This window comes from Boudabousia liubingyangii (genome assembly GCF_001907245.1).
GTDB classification, from domain to species: Bacteria; Actinomycetota; Actinomycetes; order Actinomycetales; family Actinomycetaceae; genus Boudabousia; species Boudabousia liubingyangii.
Genome location: NZ_MQSU01000003.1, coordinates 185,724 through 202,154, shown reverse-complemented (window position 1 = coordinate 202,154; position 16,431 = coordinate 185,724). Strand labels below are relative to the sequence as shown.

At 50.4% G+C, this 16,431-nt stretch carries 9 protein-coding genes; 4 read left to right on the top strand and 5 right to left on the bottom strand.

Annotated features, from left to right (window positions below):
• Nucleotides 1–17 precede the first annotated feature (17 nt).
• Complete coding sequence (locus BSR28_RS05545) at nt 18–1,319, top strand: glycosyltransferase (RefSeq protein ID WP_073713575.1); 1,302 nt, start codon at nt 18–20, stop codon at nt 1,317–1,319.
• 151 nt (nt 1,320–1,470) lie between these two features.
• Here BSR28_RS05545 and BSR28_RS05540 read toward each other — a convergent pair whose 3' ends face one another.
• From BSR28_RS05540 to BSR28_RS05525, 4 genes are all read right to left on the bottom strand, one after another.
• The gene (locus tag BSR28_RS05540; protein ID WP_073713574.1) at nt 1,471–2,814 is read right to left on the bottom strand and encodes an MFS transporter; all 1,344 of its coding nucleotides are present in this window, start codon (nt 2,812–2,814) and stop codon (nt 1,471–1,473) included.
• A gap of 303 nt (nt 2,815–3,117) precedes the next feature.
• Nucleotides 3,118–4,746: a peptide ABC transporter substrate-binding protein gene (locus BSR28_RS05535; RefSeq protein WP_198928932.1), complete on the bottom strand. Its 1,629-nt coding sequence runs from the start codon at nt 4,744–4,746 to the stop codon at nt 3,118–3,120.
• Nucleotides 4,747–5,116: 370 nt separating this feature from the next.
• Nucleotides 5,117–6,724, bottom strand: coding sequence for a peptide ABC transporter substrate-binding protein (locus BSR28_RS05530; protein WP_073713573.1), 1,608 nt, complete (start codon nt 6,722–6,724; stop codon nt 5,117–5,119).
• A gap of 282 nt (nt 6,725–7,006) precedes the next feature.
• Nucleotides 7,007–8,611, bottom strand: a complete 1,605-nt coding sequence (locus BSR28_RS05525; protein ID WP_073709363.1) for a peptide ABC transporter substrate-binding protein — start codon at nt 8,609–8,611, stop codon at nt 7,007–7,009.
• Nucleotides 8,612–9,083: 472 nt separating this feature from the next.
• Between BSR28_RS05525 and BSR28_RS05520 the strand changes: the two genes are divergently transcribed.
• On the top strand, nt 9,084–11,630 hold the full coding sequence (locus BSR28_RS05520) for a plasma-membrane proton-efflux P-type ATPase (RefSeq protein WP_073713572.1): 2,547 nt from the start codon (nt 9,084–9,086) through the stop codon (nt 11,628–11,630).
• A gap of 31 nt (nt 11,631–11,661) precedes the next feature.
• On the opposite strand, the gene BSR28_RS05515 is transcribed toward BSR28_RS05520, so the two are convergent.
• A complete protein-coding gene (locus BSR28_RS05515; RefSeq protein ID WP_073713571.1) occupies nt 11,662–12,912 on the bottom strand; it encodes a hypothetical protein in 1,251 nt (416 codons plus the stop codon).
• Between the two features lie 280 nt (nt 12,913–13,192).
• Between BSR28_RS05515 and BSR28_RS05510 the strand changes: the two genes are divergently transcribed.
• Together BSR28_RS05510 and BSR28_RS05505 are read left to right on the top strand one after the other, a co-directional pair.
• Nucleotides 13,193–14,989 carry a DUF2207 family protein gene (locus tag BSR28_RS05510; protein WP_073713570.1) on the top strand — a complete coding sequence of 599 codons (1,797 nt, stop codon included), beginning with the start codon at nt 13,193–13,195 and terminating at the stop codon, nt 14,987–14,989.
• Entirely contained in the window at nt 14,986–16,122 is a 1,137-nt protein-coding gene (locus BSR28_RS05505; RefSeq protein ID WP_073713569.1) for a hypothetical protein, read from the top strand. The genes BSR28_RS05510 and BSR28_RS05505 overlap by 4 nt, the downstream gene beginning before the upstream one ends.
• Nucleotides 16,123–16,431: the final 309 nt, after the last annotated feature.

Genomic DNA, 16,431 nt, shown 5'->3' with positions numbered 1-16,431 from the left:
AGCTGCTAAGCTAAGGTATGGATCAAGACGCAAAGACGCGACCACAGAACCTCAAAATTCTGTTTGTCATCAACAACCTCTACACTTCCGGCAATGGACTTAGTGCCTCTGCACGTAATGTGATTGCCGCTTTGCGCGATCACGGATACGAGGTACGCGTATTAAGTGCCGGTCCAAAATCTGGTGCCCACACCGACCTCGGCGAACCTGACTACTATCTTCCTAACCTGCGAATACCCATTGTCAACCGCCTGATTAAATCTCAGGGATACGCTTTTGCCGGGATTAGGCCCCGACAGATTAAGAAAGCAGTCGAATGGGCTGACGTCGTACACCTAGAAGAACCGTTTACCCTACAGGCGGCTGCCGGCTGGTGGGCGCGTAAACTAGGTAAAGCAGTGGTTGGAACCTACCACATCCACCCAGAAAACCTTACCGCCAGCGTAAACCTTGACGGACTGCGCACCCTAAATCGAATAATTTTAGGCTGGTGGAAACGGCAGGTTTTCGATCGCTGCCACATTGTGCAATGTCCTTCGCGCAATGTTAAAGAGCGACTACAAAGAAAAGGCTTTAAAGCCCGCTTGGAAGTAATCTCCAATGGCTTACATTTAGACCCAGCTTTTGTGACTGCTGCCCAGGAAAAACGCGAACACACGCAGAACCTGACATACCCTCCCCCAGCTTTAGCGCTTCAGTCCAAAACTACCGAACTGCTGGAAGCTGCCCAATCATTCCTGCATGTTAATACCAAGAAGCCCATCTACCAGGTGGCCAGTATTGGTCGACTCTCGAAAGAAAAAGACCAAATCACACTGCTTAAGGCACTGCGTTACAGTCGCTATTCGAAACAACTAAAGGTTATTTTGGCCGGACGCGGCCCCATGCAAAAGAAACTGGAAAAGCTTGCCGATAAGCTTCTCAAAGAAGGGGTTTTAACGCAGCCCGTAGACTTCGTATTTCTACCCCATGACGAGCTTGCTGATCTGGCAATCGCAGCAGACCTATACATTCACTCTGCCTATATTGAAGTTGAAGGTCTTTCTTGCCTTGAGGCCCTCTATTGCGGGGTCACGCCAATCATTGCCAAGGCTAGGCTGTCGGCGACCAGTCAGTTTGCAATGAGTCCAAAAAGTATTTTCCCGGCCCGCCGTCCGCGCGCCCTAGCCAAGCGCATTGATTACTGGTTAGCCCGACCCAAAGCCCGACTAGAGCAGGAGCGAGCCCATATGACCATGCCGGCGGAATACGATTTTGACTACTGCCTGCATCAACTGATCAGCATGTACCACCGGGCTTACAAACTGAGGACCAAGTAGAGAACCTTTTTCTAGCCCGATAGTTCACATCCTAAAAAGGACGTTAGTTGCGTCCTAAAAACAGATCCGCCCCGCTAGGTAGAACCTGCGGGGCGGATCAAAGTTTAACTGTTAGCTTGAAGCAAGCGCCAAGCTAGATCAGCTTTGAAACTCACATTGCGTCATCTAGTTCGTAGAGGTCGCGATCCTTGGTTTCGGGGGTTAGGTAGGTGGTTAGAACGGCAGCAGCCATTAGGATAACCATCATAATGGCAACCGGAACCCACATTTCGAAGGTGGCCATGATTGCGGTAGCGATCATCGGTAGTAGGCCACCACCGATAGCGCCGATTTCACGGGCCACGGTCTGTGCCGAGTAGCGGTTACGTGCACCGAAGATTTCCGGTAGCTGGGGGCTCTGAACACCCATGGCGCCTTCTGCCGGGAAGCAGAAGCAGAAGATCATTACTGCGACCACAGCTGCGAACTGACCGGTGTTGATCAGTAGGAAAGCGATGGGCGGGAAGATCATCATGATAGTGGTGTAGATTAGGCCAGCGGTACGACGGCCTAGCTTGTCAGATAGGTAGCCACCTAGTAGTGCGCCACCAATACCGACGACTGCACCAACGGAAGTTGCGGAAGAGAAGATCTTGCCACCGTCGCCGTCCTTGACTACGTAGTTTACGAAGTAGCCGGCCATGAATGCCTGGTATAGGAAGGAGTGGCCAACGCAGGGGAAGGTCAGGCCGAAGACGCGTAGCATGTTCAACTTGGAGTTCTTGAATGCTAGGGCTAGCGGGGCAGCATTTTCAGCACGCTGCTTGAAGGCCTTCTGCTTTTCGACGAATACCGGGGATTCCTGTAGACGACGACGTAGCCACATGGCGAAGAAGGTAACGAAGATGGTCATCCAGAAGGGGATGCGCCATGCCCAGTCTAGAACCTGCTGCTTGGTGAATACGGACATGACCACGAACCAGACCAATGCGCCTAGAACGGTACCTGCGGAAGCGCCGGCCCATACCCATGAGGCGGTACGGCCACGACGACCGATCGGAGCGATTTCGGTTAGGTAGGTAGTACCAGAGGTGTATTCAGCACCAACGGCGGCACCCTGCACACAGCGGGCTAGGATTAGTAGTAGCGGAGCAAAGATGCCGATGCTCTGCCATGAGGGGATTAGGCCGATACCGAAGGTGGCGGCACCCATCATCATAACGGTGGTGGATAGTACCCACTTACGACCCTTGGTTTCACCTAGGTGAGAGAAGATAAGGCCGCCGATGGGGCGAATTAGGAAGCCTACACCGTAGACGCCGAAGGAGGCGATTAGGGCGACGGCCGGTGAGGTATCACCGAAGAATACGTGTCCGAAGACAAGTGCTGCTGCCAGTGAAAATAGAGTCATTTCCATCTGGTCAAGGGCGGTGCCGGTGGCGGCCGCAATTTTGGCTCGACGCAGCTGGTGCGCGAACTCCAAATCCTGGGTTTGGGGATCAACCGTGGTGCTCACAGTATTCACATCTCCTTTGATAATAAATCCTGATTGAAACGCCCTGATCGCGTTTCGGACCATTGCATGCTAGCACAGCTAAATCAGTTTGTTGAGAAAGTATCGTTAATATCGTAGTAACAGTTTTATTACGGAAAATCACGAATACTTCACATTTTTGGCATCTTTGACAACTAGAGAATTGATAATGGCTGGGCGAAATTGCTTTCAAACCCAGCCATTATCAATGGTTTTTCAGATTTCTACTTGAACCTTGCTAGAACAAATGAGCAGCCGAAATCCAAATTTGTGATCTTCACCCTTCTAGGGCTTTTGTACCTGAGAAAGTACCGGGAAGCCATCGCCGGTGAACTTCACATTACTTACCTTGCTGGAGTAACCGGCGGTGATGGCGCGGTACCAAAGCGGGATAGCAGGTAGTTCATCTAGCAGGATCTGCTGTGCTTCAGCGTACTTTGCTTGGGCAGCCTTCGGATCGTTTTCACCTAGGCCCTGCTTTAGCAGTGCGTCGAACTTTTCGTTCTTGTAGTTGAAGCGGTTCGAGTCAGCATTTGAGGCGTATACCGGGCCGAGGAAGTTGTACTGCGACGGGTAGTCGGCGGTCCAGTTGGCACGGAAGGCACCCTTTAGGGTTAGGTCGTGGATTGCGCCAGCTAGGGACTTGTAGTCCGGGAAGGACTCCCCTTCTGCAGCTACCCCAAGGTTGTTCTTGACCTGGTTACAGATTGCATCCACCCATCCCTGGTTGCCGCCATCTGAGTTGTAGGCAACCTTAAAGGGACCTTCGAACTTAGAGATTGCCTCTGCCTTGGCCCACAGTTCCTTTGCCTTTTCCGGGTTGAACTTCAAGACCTCAGAGCCCGGTAGTCCGGACTTCCAACCGTCGACGGCCGGTGAAGTGAAGTCTTCAGCTGGCTGCTTGGTGCCGTCGAAGATGTTCTTGATGACTTCTTCACGGTTGATAGCCATTGAGATCGCGGCGCGACGCAGCTTGCCTTCCTCGCCTTGGAAGTGCGGGGTCGTCATGTCAATACCGATGGCTAGGACGCCGGCCATTGAACGGCTAATGTCGCGTCCTTCTAGGTCGGTCTTAACCGTTGATAGTGCAGAGTCCGGGACGGTTGAGATTACGTCCAGGTTTCCACCAAGTAGATCGTTGTAGGCGGTATCCGGTGAGGTGTACATCCGGTATTCTAGACCGCCATTCTTTGCCTTACGCGGACCGTCATAGTTGGGGTTTACGTCCATGGTGACCGAACGCTGGTGTACCCATTCTTTAACTACGTAGGGACCGGAGGAAACGGGCTTTTCACCGAAGGCTTTCATATCCTTGAAGGCAACCTCAGGTAGTGGAGCGTAAACCACGAAGCCAAGACGCAAGGGGAAATCAGATTCTGCCTGGTTTAGTTCTACGGTGAAGGTTTGGTCGTCGACCTTCTTCAAACCTGCTAGGTCCTTGCCGGGCTCATAGCCAGCAACATTCTCAAAGAAGAATGCCTGGGTCTGGTTTTCGCGGACGATGTAGTTCCAAGCGTTAATGAAGCTGTCGGCGTTAATCGGGGTTCCGTCAGAGAACTTCTGACCAGCCTTGACCTTAATGGTCCAGGTCTTGTTATCGGTCGATTCAACGCTTTCGGCAAGTTCGTTGTACATCTTGCCATCAACGTCGTAGCCAACTAGACGAGCGTTAACGTAATTCATTACGCCTACAACACAGGTTTCGTTAGCTAGACCAGGTAGGAACGGATTTCGGGGTTCGCAGCCGTTATAGCTAACGATGCCTGCGCTGGTGGCGTTAGCCCCGGCATCACCGGTGGCACTCTTTGTTTCGCCTGCGTCAGAGCAGGCTGCCAACAAAGAGCTTCCCATTGCTACGGTCGCGAATACCGCTAGTGCGCGATTATTGAGCTTCATTGGATTCTCCATCTTCATTTGGTAAGACCTCTTTCGAGTCCTCTTACAGATTAAAGAATAATTAAAAAACTTTACTTTACCTTCCCAAAATGGCGTTTTGAGAACATTAACACATTAACACGCACCCTTTTTTAACATAAACCTTTTAGATATGAATACAAGAACTGTTAGGCAATATGGCTAGCTAACCTAAAATCTAACCTCATTTTGCACTTACTTAAAAACTAGGCAAATTGTCTAGCTAAGTATAGAAAGTGAAGTTATTTTTAGCTGCCACTTTGTGCCCTACGCAAGAAAATTGGGTTGGGCCCGCGAAGAATCTCGCAGGCCCAACCCAGGTATTCTTAAGCCCTAAACTAGCTTCCCGCTAGCCTAAGGAACTCATACGCTACGGTTTGAGCACCTTGTGGAGTACCGGATTACTATCGGCGGTAAACTCTACGTTCTTAACCTTGTCTGAGTATCCAGCGTTGATGCTGCGGTACCAAAGCGGGATGGCAGGTAGGTCAGCCAATAGAATCTCTTGCGCCTTGGCATACTTTTCAGCCGCCGCCTTTGGATCGTTCTCACTGAGCCCCTGTTTCAGCAAAGCATCAAACTCTTGGCTCTTGAAGTTGAAGCGGTTCGAGTCCGCATTCGAGGAATAAACCGGGCCAAGGAAGTTATAGAGCGACGGGTAGTCGGCAGTCCAGTTGGCACGGAAGGCGCCCTTCAGGCTGAGGTCGTGGATTGCGCCTGCTAGGGACTTGTAATCCGGGAAGGACTCCCCTTCTGCTGGCACGCCGAGGTTGTTCTTAACCTGGTTGCAGATCGCATCCACCCAGCCACGGTTATCACCGTCGGCATTGTAGGCAACCTTGAAGGGACCTTCGAACTTAGAAATAGCCTCTGCCTTGGCCCACAGTTCCTTTGCCTTTTCAGGGTTAAACTTCAAGACTTCAGAACCCGGGATCCCCGACTTCCAACCATCAATAGCGGGCGAGGTAAAGTCTTCGGCCGGCTGCTTGGTACCATCGAAGATATTCTTAATAACTTCTTCACGGTTAATCGACATTGAGATCGCCGCACGACGCAGCTTACCTTCCTCACCCTGGAAGTGCGGGGTGGTCATGTCAATACCGATCGACAGCACACCAGCCATTGGCCGAGTGACGCCACGACCATCCAGATCGGATTTGAAGGTGGGCAGCGCCGATTCAGGGATCGCCGAAAGTACATCTAGATTCCCTGCAATTAGGTCGTTGTAGGCAGAATCGAGCGAAGTGTACATCCGGTATTCTAAGCCACCATTCATTGGTTCACGGGGCCCCTTGTATTTGGGGTTGGGGACCATGGTGACATTACGCTGGTGCACCCATTCTTTAACCATGTAAGGCCCAGAGGCTACCGGTTTTTCACCGTAGGCTTTAATGTCCTTAAAGGCAGCTTCCGGTAGTGGCGCATAGGTTACATATCCTAGACGTAGCGGAAAATCTGATTCCGGCTGCGAAAGTTCTACGGTGAAGGTCCGTTCATCGACCTTCTTCAGGCCGGACAGATCTTTACCTAATTCGTAGCCCGCAATATTTTCAAAGAAGAATGCCTGGGTTTGTTGCTCCCTAACGACGTAGTTCCACGCATTAATAAAGCTGTCCGAGTTAATGGGGGTGTCGTCAGAAAACTTTAGGTCTTCCTTTAGCTTGACTGTCCAGGTCTTATTATCTTCAGAAGTAATACTCTCTGCTAGTTCGTTGTAGAGCTTTCCATCTACGTCATAACCAACTAGGCGTCCACTAAAGAAATGCATGGCGCCGTTACCGCAGCCCTCATTGGCCAAACCTGGAAGGAAGGGATGCCTGGGCTCGCAGCCGTTGTAACTCACTACGCCTGAAGTTTTTCCATTGGCGTCGACACCATTTTCAGCACTGTTTTTATCTGAGCTTGAACAAGCTGCCAGAAGTGAGGTCCCCATGGCCATGGTGGCGAGTAAGGCGAGTGGTCGATTTCTGAGTTTCATTGTTTTCTCCTTCATTGATTCGCTCCTCAAAAGTATTAAGTAAAGAATAGTTAAAGTTTTTTACTTTTTCTATACAAACATGCCTTTTAGCACGTTTCTACTTTTTTTCTTTTATGGAGCGACGCCAGACCAGAGGAATTTTCTGGCCTATTTCGGAAGCATCTGGAAAAGAAAAAGGTTGGGGCTAGCAGACTTTGCGTTAGTATCTGCTAGCCCCAACTTAAAGTTGAAAACTATCTACACACCAGAGATATGGTGCTTATCGACAGCCTAGTTCCCCTTTCAGGGCTTGACTACGTCATATAGTTTCGGCACGTCATCCCAACCGTAGGTGACATTCTGAACCTGATCCGAGTAGCCGGCATTGATGCTGCCGTACCACAGCGGAATGGCGGGCAGATCAGCCAATAGCAGCTCTTGCGCTTCGGCGTACTTGGCAGCAGATCCTGCTGCATCCTTGGCGACTAGGCCTTCCTTTAGTAGCTGATCGAATTTTTCGTTGGCGTAGCCAACTCGGTTTGATTCAGCCTTGGAGGCGTAGACCGGACCTAGGAAGTTGTACTGCGACGGGTAGTCAGCAGTCCAGTTTGCACGGAAAGCAGTCTTCATCTCTCCGTTTGCAATCTTTTCCTGCACAGACTTGAAGTCTGGGTAGGCATCACCTTCGGCCGGAATTCCAAGGTTGTTCTTGATCTGGTTGCAGACGGCATCTACCCAAGCTTGGTGTCCGCCAGCAGTGTTATAGGCGAATTTGAAGGGACCCTCGAACTTGGAGATGGCCTCTGCCTGAGCCCAAAGTTCTTTTGCCTTTTCCGGGTTGAACTGCAAGACTTCAGAGCCCTTCAGTCCCGACTTCCAGCCATCAACTGCCGGAGAGGTAAAGTCTTCAGCCGGCTGCTTAGTGTTATTAAAGATCGCTTTAATAACTTCCGGCCGGTCAATAGCCATTGAAATAGCAGCCCGACGCAGGCGCCCTTCTTCACCTTGGAAGTGCGGGGCGTTCATGGGGATACCAATGGAGACTACCCCAGCTAGCGACTTGCTGATTCCGCGCCCATTCAGGTCATCTTTAAAGGTTTTTAGGGCCGAGTCTGGGATATTCGAAAGTACGTCTAGGTTACCGGCCAGCAGATCATTGTAAGCGGTTTCTGGCGAGGTGTACATCTTGTCTTCTAGGCCGCCATTTTTGGCCTTTCGCGGCCCGTCGTACTGGTCATTTACCTTGAGCTTAATGCTCTTACGGTGTTCCCATTCGGTCAACACGTAGGGGCCAGAAGAAACCGGCTTTTCACCGAAGGCTTCTAGATCTTTAAAGGCCACCTCGGGTAGCGGGCTGTAGGCAATATAGCCTAGACGCTGAGTCCAGTCAGATTCAGGCTGCGCTAGCTCAACGGTAAAGGTCAAGTCATCGACCTTCTTTAGACCGGCCAGATCTTTACCTAGTTCATAGCCTGCAATATCCTCAAAGAAGAAGGCCTGTTCTTGCTGTTCACGGACGACTAGGTTCCATGCATTCACGAAGCTGTCAGCATTGATGGGGGTTCCGTCAGAGAACTTCTTACCCGGCTTCACCTTGATGGTCCAGTGCTGATTGTCATCAGTGGTAATTGATTCAGCGAGTTCGTTGAATGCTTTACCTTCCTTGTCGTATGCCATTAGACGGCCGGCGAACATTTCCATCACGTTTACGCCACAGGTCTCATTTACGAGGCCGGGCAGAAACTTGGTTTGGGGTTCACAACCGTCGAAGCTAACGACCTTACCGGCATCACCTGGAGCAGCGACTTCCGCATTGCTTGCCTGCTTAGAGGAGGAGCAACCGGCTAACAGACTACTTCCTAGGACCAGAGTGGCCCCGATGATTACTGCACGATTGTTCAGGTTCATTGGATTCTCCATATTGTTGTGGCGAAGTGGGTTTCACTTACAAAAAAGAACTCTAACCAGCTTCAGAGCCAAAAATCGCGCAGAAAACCTCGCTTGAGAGTTTTTACACATTTGCACTATATGTTTATCATCTAACGATTTCTGCACACTTTTTTATAATTTATTGCTCAATAGTTTAGATTTGTCTTCATAGTTTCATCAAACCTAAAAAACTCGCTACAAGATGACCAGAATTCAACTATTTTCACCTCTCAGGCCTGCAGAGCATTGCGCAGGCTACTAGAATCGAAATGAAGCTTTTAAAGTTTCAACCAAAATCGCCCTTAAGTACCTCTCAGTATTTCGGCAGTATTTCGATTTAACTAAATATTCGCTAACTACTTCCCCATCGGTAGTGTCCTGGCCGGTCCTTTTATGCTCCGACCTTTCGTGGCCAAACAGTCGCCCACAAGATTTTCACCAGGAGCCCGATATGTCATTCTCACAACCAGCAAGTGACAAGATTGATTCCACCCCGATCCCACAGCTTCTAGAAACCCTTAACGCCACCAAAGAGGGACTTAGTGCCAGCGAAGCTGCTGAACGCTTAAAGATTGCTGGCCCAAACGCCCTCGCGGAAAAGAAAGTCAGCACCTGGAAGCAACTCCTACGCTACTTCTGGGGTCCGATCCCTTGGATGATCGAAATCGCTGCGATCATGTCAGCAATCGCGCAGGACTACAACGACTTCATCATCATCACTTCTCTACTAATCTTCAACGCCGTAATTGGTTTCTGGGAAGAACACAAAGCCGCCAACGCCCTAGACGCCCTTAAAGCTGGACTCGCACTTACCGCCCGGGCACTACGTGACGGAAAATGGCAAGAGGTTCAAGCAGCCTCGCTAGTGCCGGGCGATGTGGTCCGTATTCGCCTAGGCGACGTAGTACCCGCCGATTGTGTACTAATTGAAGGCGACTATATTTCAATCGATCAAGCAGCCTTAACTGGCGAATCACTACCGGTTTCAAAGAAGGTTGGCGACGTTGCCTACTCTGGGTCGGTGGCCAAACAGGGCGAAATGGTGGCGCTGGTTTGCTGTACGGGCACCAACACCTTCTTCGGCAAGACTGCCAGTTTGGTAGCTAATGCCGAATCGACCTCACACTTCCAGCAGGCAGTGCTAAAGATTGGCAACTTCCTCATCTTGGTGGCCCTAGGACTATGCACTCTGCTAACGATTGTTTTGCTGCACCGCCTAGTTGACGGACCCGGAGTCACCTTCGACAGCGTCCTCTCCCTCAGTAAGTTCGTGCTGGTGCTGGCCGTCGCGGCCATTCCCGTAGCCATGCCCGCGGTACTTTCCATCACCATGGCACTGGGTGCACTGGCCCTCTCCAAGGCCAAGGCGATCGTCTCCCGGCTACAAGCCATCGAAGAAATGGCCGGTGTGGACGTTCTTTGCTCCGATAAAACCGGTACGCTAACGCAAAACAAGCTCAGCGTAGATGACCCGGTAATGGTGCCCGCCGCCTCGGAACCAAAAGACTGCTCACTTGTGGCCGCTTTGGCTTGCCGTGCAGAAAACAATGACCCGATCGATAACGCGGTCCTAGCCACGGTGCCCGATCAGCAGCTTCTAAACAGTTACACATGCAATACCTTCGTCCCCTTCGATCCGGTTTCGAAGCGTACTCAGGCCACGATTACCGGCCCCGATGGGCAGGTTTTCTTAACCACGAAGGGTGCTCCGCAGGTGGTAATTGACCTTTGCAAGCTACCGGCAGAGGAAGAGCAGCGCATCAACGATAAGGTTCATGAGCTGGCCAGTCACGGTTACCGAACCCTAGCGGTCGCATGTTCAGCCGCCCTAGCGGATACCAGCCAGTCAGAAAGTGATAGCTGGCAGTTCATGGGGATCTTGCCGCTCTCAGACCCACCGCGAGAAGATTCAGCGGCCACCATTGCGGCCGCAAAGAAGTATGGCCTGCGCGTAAAGATGGTTACCGGTGACGATACCGCGATCGCGGCTGAGATCTCCGGTCAGTTGGGTATGGGCACCAAGATTCAAGCTGCCGCAGACATGTTCGAGGGAGTGGATCCCGACCATATCAATGCGGACTTGGCAGAGCGGATCGATAAGGCTGACGGTTTTGCCCGGGTCTTCCCTGAGCACAAGTACGGCATTGTGAAGGCGCTGCAGTCACGTGGCCACATTGTGGCCATGACGGGCGATGGCGTCAACGATGCGCCCGCCTTGAAACAGGCGGATGCGGGTGTGGCCGTCGAGGGCGCTACCGACGCGGCCCGAGCCGCCGCGGACTTGGTCCTGACCGCACCTGGTTTGAGCGTGGTGATTACCGCGATCGAGCAGGCTCGCCAGATTTTCGAGCGAATGTTGTCCTATACGATTTACCGGATTGCGATGACCATCGACGTGATGCTCTTCGTAGTTGCGGCAATTATCTGCTTCCCGCACGTTTCGGGGATTGCGGGGGCTTTCATGCCGTTAACGCCGGTGATGATTATCTTACTGGCACTGTTGGACGATATTCCGATTATGACGATCGCCTACGACAATACGCGTATCTCCCCCACTCCGGTACGTTGGGAAATGCCGCGAGTATTAACCGTTTCGACCATTCTGGGCTTGACCGCTGTTATTCAGACTTTCGGTCTGCTGGTGTTCATGGTGGATCGCAGTGGGCAGAGCCTATGGGGCGTGACAGTCGATGGCCCGCACATTCAGACGGCAATGTTCTTGCAGTTGGTAGTGGGCGGTCACTTGATGCTGTTTGTGACCCGTCAGGCTGGCGCCTTCTTCTCTAAGCCGGCCCCCTCTTGGAAGCTGGTTTCAGCACTACTAGGTACGCAGCTGTTCGCCGCTCTGCTTTGTGGTTTCGGTTCCTCTTGGTTGGGGATTCCGGCACTACCGTGGGCGCTGGTTGGTTTCGTTTGGGTTTATAACCTAGTTTGGATGGTCATCCAAGATGGCGTAAAGCTTGCTACCTACCGCTTCTTAGACCGAGGTCGCAACTGAGTTTTTTGGGGTCCTAACGCTTTATTAGGTCTTAGTCCGTAGGCGGAACACTGATCCCACCGATGGTCTTGTTACCGTCCAGGTACTGACTGACAAAGCTCAGGTCTTCTTTCTGGACCTGGTCACCGGTTTTGCGATCAAACTGGTAGAGCGTGAGCTTTTGGTTTTCTAAGTCTTGATCTAGGACCGTGATAATTCGGTATCCAAAATCTGCAACGACCCAGTGACTCTGTCCCGGTTCAGATTTGGAAATTCCTTCTCCCACCTGGGTGGTTCGGCCGGTTTCTAGGTTGGTTTTCATGATCTGACCAGTTCCCGCCAGCCAAGTTAGCTCTTTACTGTCTGCCGATGCCTCAGAGTAGTAGGCCATTGCTACCGCTTCGCTTTCAAGCGCTAGGGGCTCCCCCTGGAGATCGGTTAGAGGGATGATGCGATGCTCAAAAGTCTTGGTATCCCACAACTCTAGGGTGCTGACGTACTTGTGCTTCCGATCCGATTGTTCCTGCTGGTAGTCCTCTAAGGGACGTTCAGACTTAACTATCGGGGCTTCAACGCTAGGGATCCGTGAAGCTGACTGACTATTCTGGTCATCAGGAAAATCCTGGACCGACAGAAAAGCGATCTGCCCGTTTATGCATGGGGACGAGGGCGAATACAACAACGTTTCCTCCCCCGCTAGGGAAGATTTTGCCACCACTTTGGGGTCCGGTTTTTGGTTTTGCAACAGTTGGTTAAGGGCTAAGTAGGCGTTACCTTCTGGTCCTCGATTCAGGCTGATACCGTATGCTGCGTTTCCGCAGGCGGAAGTTATTGCCATGGGACGGTTCGTGATCCCCAGCAGGCTAGCTTTTTGATCTGCTAGGGAGATTTCTTCACGGTAGTCTGAGCGGTCTTTAGATCCTGCATTATAGGCTGCTACCCTACTGCGACCGTCCTCTAGAGTGACTAAACCATCGATATAGTTGGCTTTCGGGGCGGCACGTTTTTCTAGCTTTTCCCCATCCCAAAAATAGTCATAGTCTTTGTCTGCAAAAAAGATGCTGTCCTTATTCCAAGAAAAGGTTTGCCCGTACATATCGGCTTTTTCTAGCAGGCTAACGGATTGGTCTTTATTTATAAAGATAAGGACGCTACCTCGTTTTTGTCGTTGATCGCTGGCGTCTGTGCCGGCTTCAACTACGTATTTAACTTGGTTTAGATTTACTTTTTCGAAAGAAGCTATTTTTTGACCAGCTGCCCCAGTGCCCCAACTGCAGGCGGAAAGTGCGAGTAACGAAACCATACATAACCATACCCCCACCCTCCGGGACCTGGTTTTTCTTGCTCCGTTACTACCCTGCTGTTTCACGTCCATTCCCTTATCTTTTAGGTCGTCTTTGAGTTACAGGTCTGTCACTTTGTTTGGAGTTTAAAACTTGTGAATCAATTTATGCAAGTAACTTTTTGCCCGCGTTATCAATCTGCCCTGTTCCCAATAGGGGTCGTCAATGCCTGAAAGATCGCGAAATCTCAGGGCATTCATACCTATAATGTTCCTACAGCCCATAACCGAGGAGGCAAGGATGCGAGGCAGATACCAGATAAAGCTTTTGGCAGTACTGCTTCTATGCCTACCTTTTTTTACGATCCCGGCCCCTGCGCACGCCGTCGATAACCTACTAGATGTCGATATTACGGTAGAAATCACTGCGGATGGCTCTGCGCATTTCACCGAACGCCGCACCCATATTGGTGACGAACATACTGAGTTCTATAAGAATATCGGTCGCCTGCACGAAAAAATGAAAATTGAGGACTTCTGGGTTGAAGAGGGCGGCGTCCGCTATCAGGAACAACCAGAGTGGAATATCAAGGCAACGCGAGGCGAAAAGGCCGGTAAGTTCGGCAAGGTTAACTATCGGAACGGTTCAGTCGACCTCGCCTGGGGGCTAGGCGACCCCGGTAAACACACCTACGTATTGCATTACACGGTAACTAACTTTGTCCTTAATCTTAAGGATTCCCAAGCAATCAGCTGGAAGTTCATTAACGATAAACTCTCGCCCAGTCCTCAGGGTTACCAGCTTACGATCAAGTCCCCTCGCTTTACGCCGACGAACGTCAGTCGTATTCATGTTTTCGGTAACCATCCGGATGTCGACTATGTCAATAGCCAGATATTTGTTCGGTCTGAGGACGCTCTTTACCAAAGTAGCTACCTGGTGCTCCTGGGGAAGATACCGGCCAACACATTCAGTACGGCAACTAACCTAGATGTCACTTTTGATGAGTTGGAGAAGCTAAATTTTGAAAAGCGTGACGTTAATTTCCAGGGTAAGCCCCGCTGGTATCAGCAGTTTTTCGCTTTCATTGGTGAATACTGGCTCTACTTCGTAGGTGCTGCCGGAGTCCTCTTCGTAGGCTACTCACTTGTCAGTAATACTGGCAACGGGAAAATGTTTATTTCCAAGAGTGCGCACAAGTTGCGACTAGAACCCATCAAAGATGAAGGTACGCTGATCAGCAAGTCGGCTAGGAAGAAGCATGTTTCCAGTCGAGTTCCCGAACTTGATCTACCACTCTTGTGGGAGTTGACTGAGATAGCTGATGATGAGAAGTTCAACGCTTTAGTTCGGGAAAATTTTGTTTCCTTCTACCTGATGAAATGGACGCTGGCAAAGACTGTCTTCGTGGTACCACCAGGTTTAGAAAATAATCTTGGTAGTGATCTAGCGCTTAGGTTTGACCCAAAAAAGATCTCAGGAATGACCAAAGCTGAGGCTAAGGTTTATGGCTATTTGATTGATGCTGCTGGGGAAAACAAGATACTTGAGAAGTCCGAACTCAAAAAGTTCGTTAAGAACCATAAGAAACGCTGGGGCTACATTATTAAAGATACGGAAAAAGAAGGCCGTAATCGGACACAAGACCGGAATCTCTCAAGTAAGATCAGTGTCTCTGGCCTTCATGAGAAACTGCGAATTCTTTCTAGTGCTGGCGCTAAAGAATACGCAAACCTGGTAGGTTTCAAAAACTATCTTGAATCTTTCACCCTGGTGGATGAACGTGAGATTTCCGAAGTGGGCTTGTGGAAAACCTATTTGACCTATGCTACCGCCTTCGGTTGCGCTGACCGAGTCCTAGAGCAGTTAAGGCCTCTGGTCCCCATGGGCTTAGCCGATATTGGAGTGGACGCGGAAAAGCTAATCTACACAACTGACTGGTCCAGTATTCTCTCTGGAGATTCCTCTTACTACTCAACCTATGATTCTTATTCCGGCGGTAGTTATTCCTATGGTGGCAGCGGCAGCTCCGGCGGCGGTTTCTCCGGCGGCGGTAGCGCCTCCTTTGGTGGCGGCAGCGGAGGTGGTACCCGATGAAAATCCGTCGACTGTACAAAGACCCCGGGTTCCTGGTCATGCTGACTTTCTTTGTCTTAGTAGTCGGGATGTTCGGGTTTGCCACCCACTATGCCAATGAGCAGGTTGCTGCATCTAGGCGAGCCGCCGAGGAAGTTTTCTCTACCAGTACCGATCCGGTCCGGAAGGAGCTATTGAGCCAGGAAGCACTTGACTTACCTGAATCTGAGCTGGAACAGACTTTTAATAATGTTAACGAACTAGTATCCAAGGGGGACTTTAAAACGCTTCAGGAACAGTACTTGCTGGAACCTGAAAAAGCCCAACTGCTAGCGAACGATCCAAATACCGTCAAATACTTTGAGCCTTTGAACTTTGATAAAGATTTATCTAAGTTCGATCCCGCGCACCCCGGTGAGCTCCAAATCTACAACTACAGTGGAAAATATGCGGGAATTCCAGCATTTACCCAAAAAGCCTACTTCACTACTGCAAATGACCCGGCCCCACAATTGAGTCTTGAGTACGTTTTCGTAGGCACTCCCCAAGGCTGGAAAGTGTTAGATATTAAAGGGTTTAATAATCTTGCTCTTAAACTCCCCTACCGAGTTCCCACCTCTTTGACCATGTCTGTCAAGAGTGGGGAGCAAAGCTTCGATCTGCCCGTTGGAAAAGACCCGGAGATCTCACTTTTGCGAACCATCCGAAAGACCTATTGGGCCCTGCCTAACACCTATCAATTAGCTTTAGCTGCCCAGAATGGACTAATTTACGTTCCGGAAACTCAAAAGTTCAATTGGAGTAAGCTTGGCCAAGAGTTCACTTGGGAACCGGAAATGTCCTATAAGGCCACTGAACAGCTAGAAAATCAGCTAGAAGAACTGTTGACTGACCAGATCAAGAAGGAACTGGCAGAAGACAAGATTCCTGGGGTCATTAGCACTAAAAATACGCTAATTCCCGACAGTTTAACTATCACTGAGGCAAACTGGAGATACGATTCTTGGGATTTCAAGGGGAACTTTAGGGTTTCCGGGGACCTTGGCGAGAGCAAAGTCTCTTTCCGAAAACTGTACGTAGTCATTGGTGACAACGGGAAACTCTCTGAGCTGCCAAACAACATTAAGAAAGTAATCCCGACCGATAATCGCTGAATAAACCTGAACTAGCCGAGGTCTTTTTTGACTTGGCTGACCGGATGAAAACTGCCTCCTTTTGGCAGGCAGTAAAGATCAGAAAAGAGATCGGAAAGCTCTATAGCTTCGGATACGGCGGCCCACTAGATTTTGCTCCGTCTCAAGACACACCAGAGCTCCTTGAACGATATGCCGCAGCTGAGAAAAAGGTCAACTTTTACTTCGTCTGAAAGCTACATTCTATGATTTTCAATGGAGAACGGGTCCCGCAAACTAGCTAAGCCTTAAAGCAAAGAAGTTACATCCAGCGCCAAAACAAAATACCGG

Bases quoted from the DNA above. Each gene is read 5' to 3' on its own strand.
- BSR28_RS05525 (WP_073709363.1), bottom strand. From the start codon at position 8,611: ATGAACCTGAACAATCGTGCAGTAATCATCGGGGCCACTCTGGTCCTA.
- BSR28_RS05545 (WP_073713575.1), top strand. From the start codon at position 18: ATGGATCAAGACGCAAAGACGCGACCACAGAACCTCAAAATTCTGTTT.
- BSR28_RS05505 (WP_073713569.1), top strand. From the start codon at position 14,986: ATGAAAATCCGTCGACTGTACAAAGACCCCGGGTTCCTGGTCATGCTG.
- BSR28_RS05515 (WP_073713571.1), bottom strand. From the start codon at position 12,912: ATGGTTTCGTTACTCGCACTTTCCGCCTGCAGTTGGGGCACTGGGGCA.
- BSR28_RS05530 (WP_073713573.1), bottom strand. From the start codon at position 6,724: ATGAAACTCAGAAATCGACCACTCGCCTTACTCGCCACCATGGCCATG.
- BSR28_RS05520 (WP_073713572.1), top strand. From the start codon at position 9,084: ATGTCATTCTCACAACCAGCAAGTGACAAGATTGATTCCACCCCGATC.
- BSR28_RS05535 (WP_198928932.1), bottom strand. From the start codon at position 4,746: ATGAAGATGGAGAATCCAATGAAGCTCAATAATCGCGCACTAGCGGTA.
- BSR28_RS05510 (WP_073713570.1), top strand. From the start codon at position 13,193: ATGCGAGGCAGATACCAGATAAAGCTTTTGGCAGTACTGCTTCTATGC.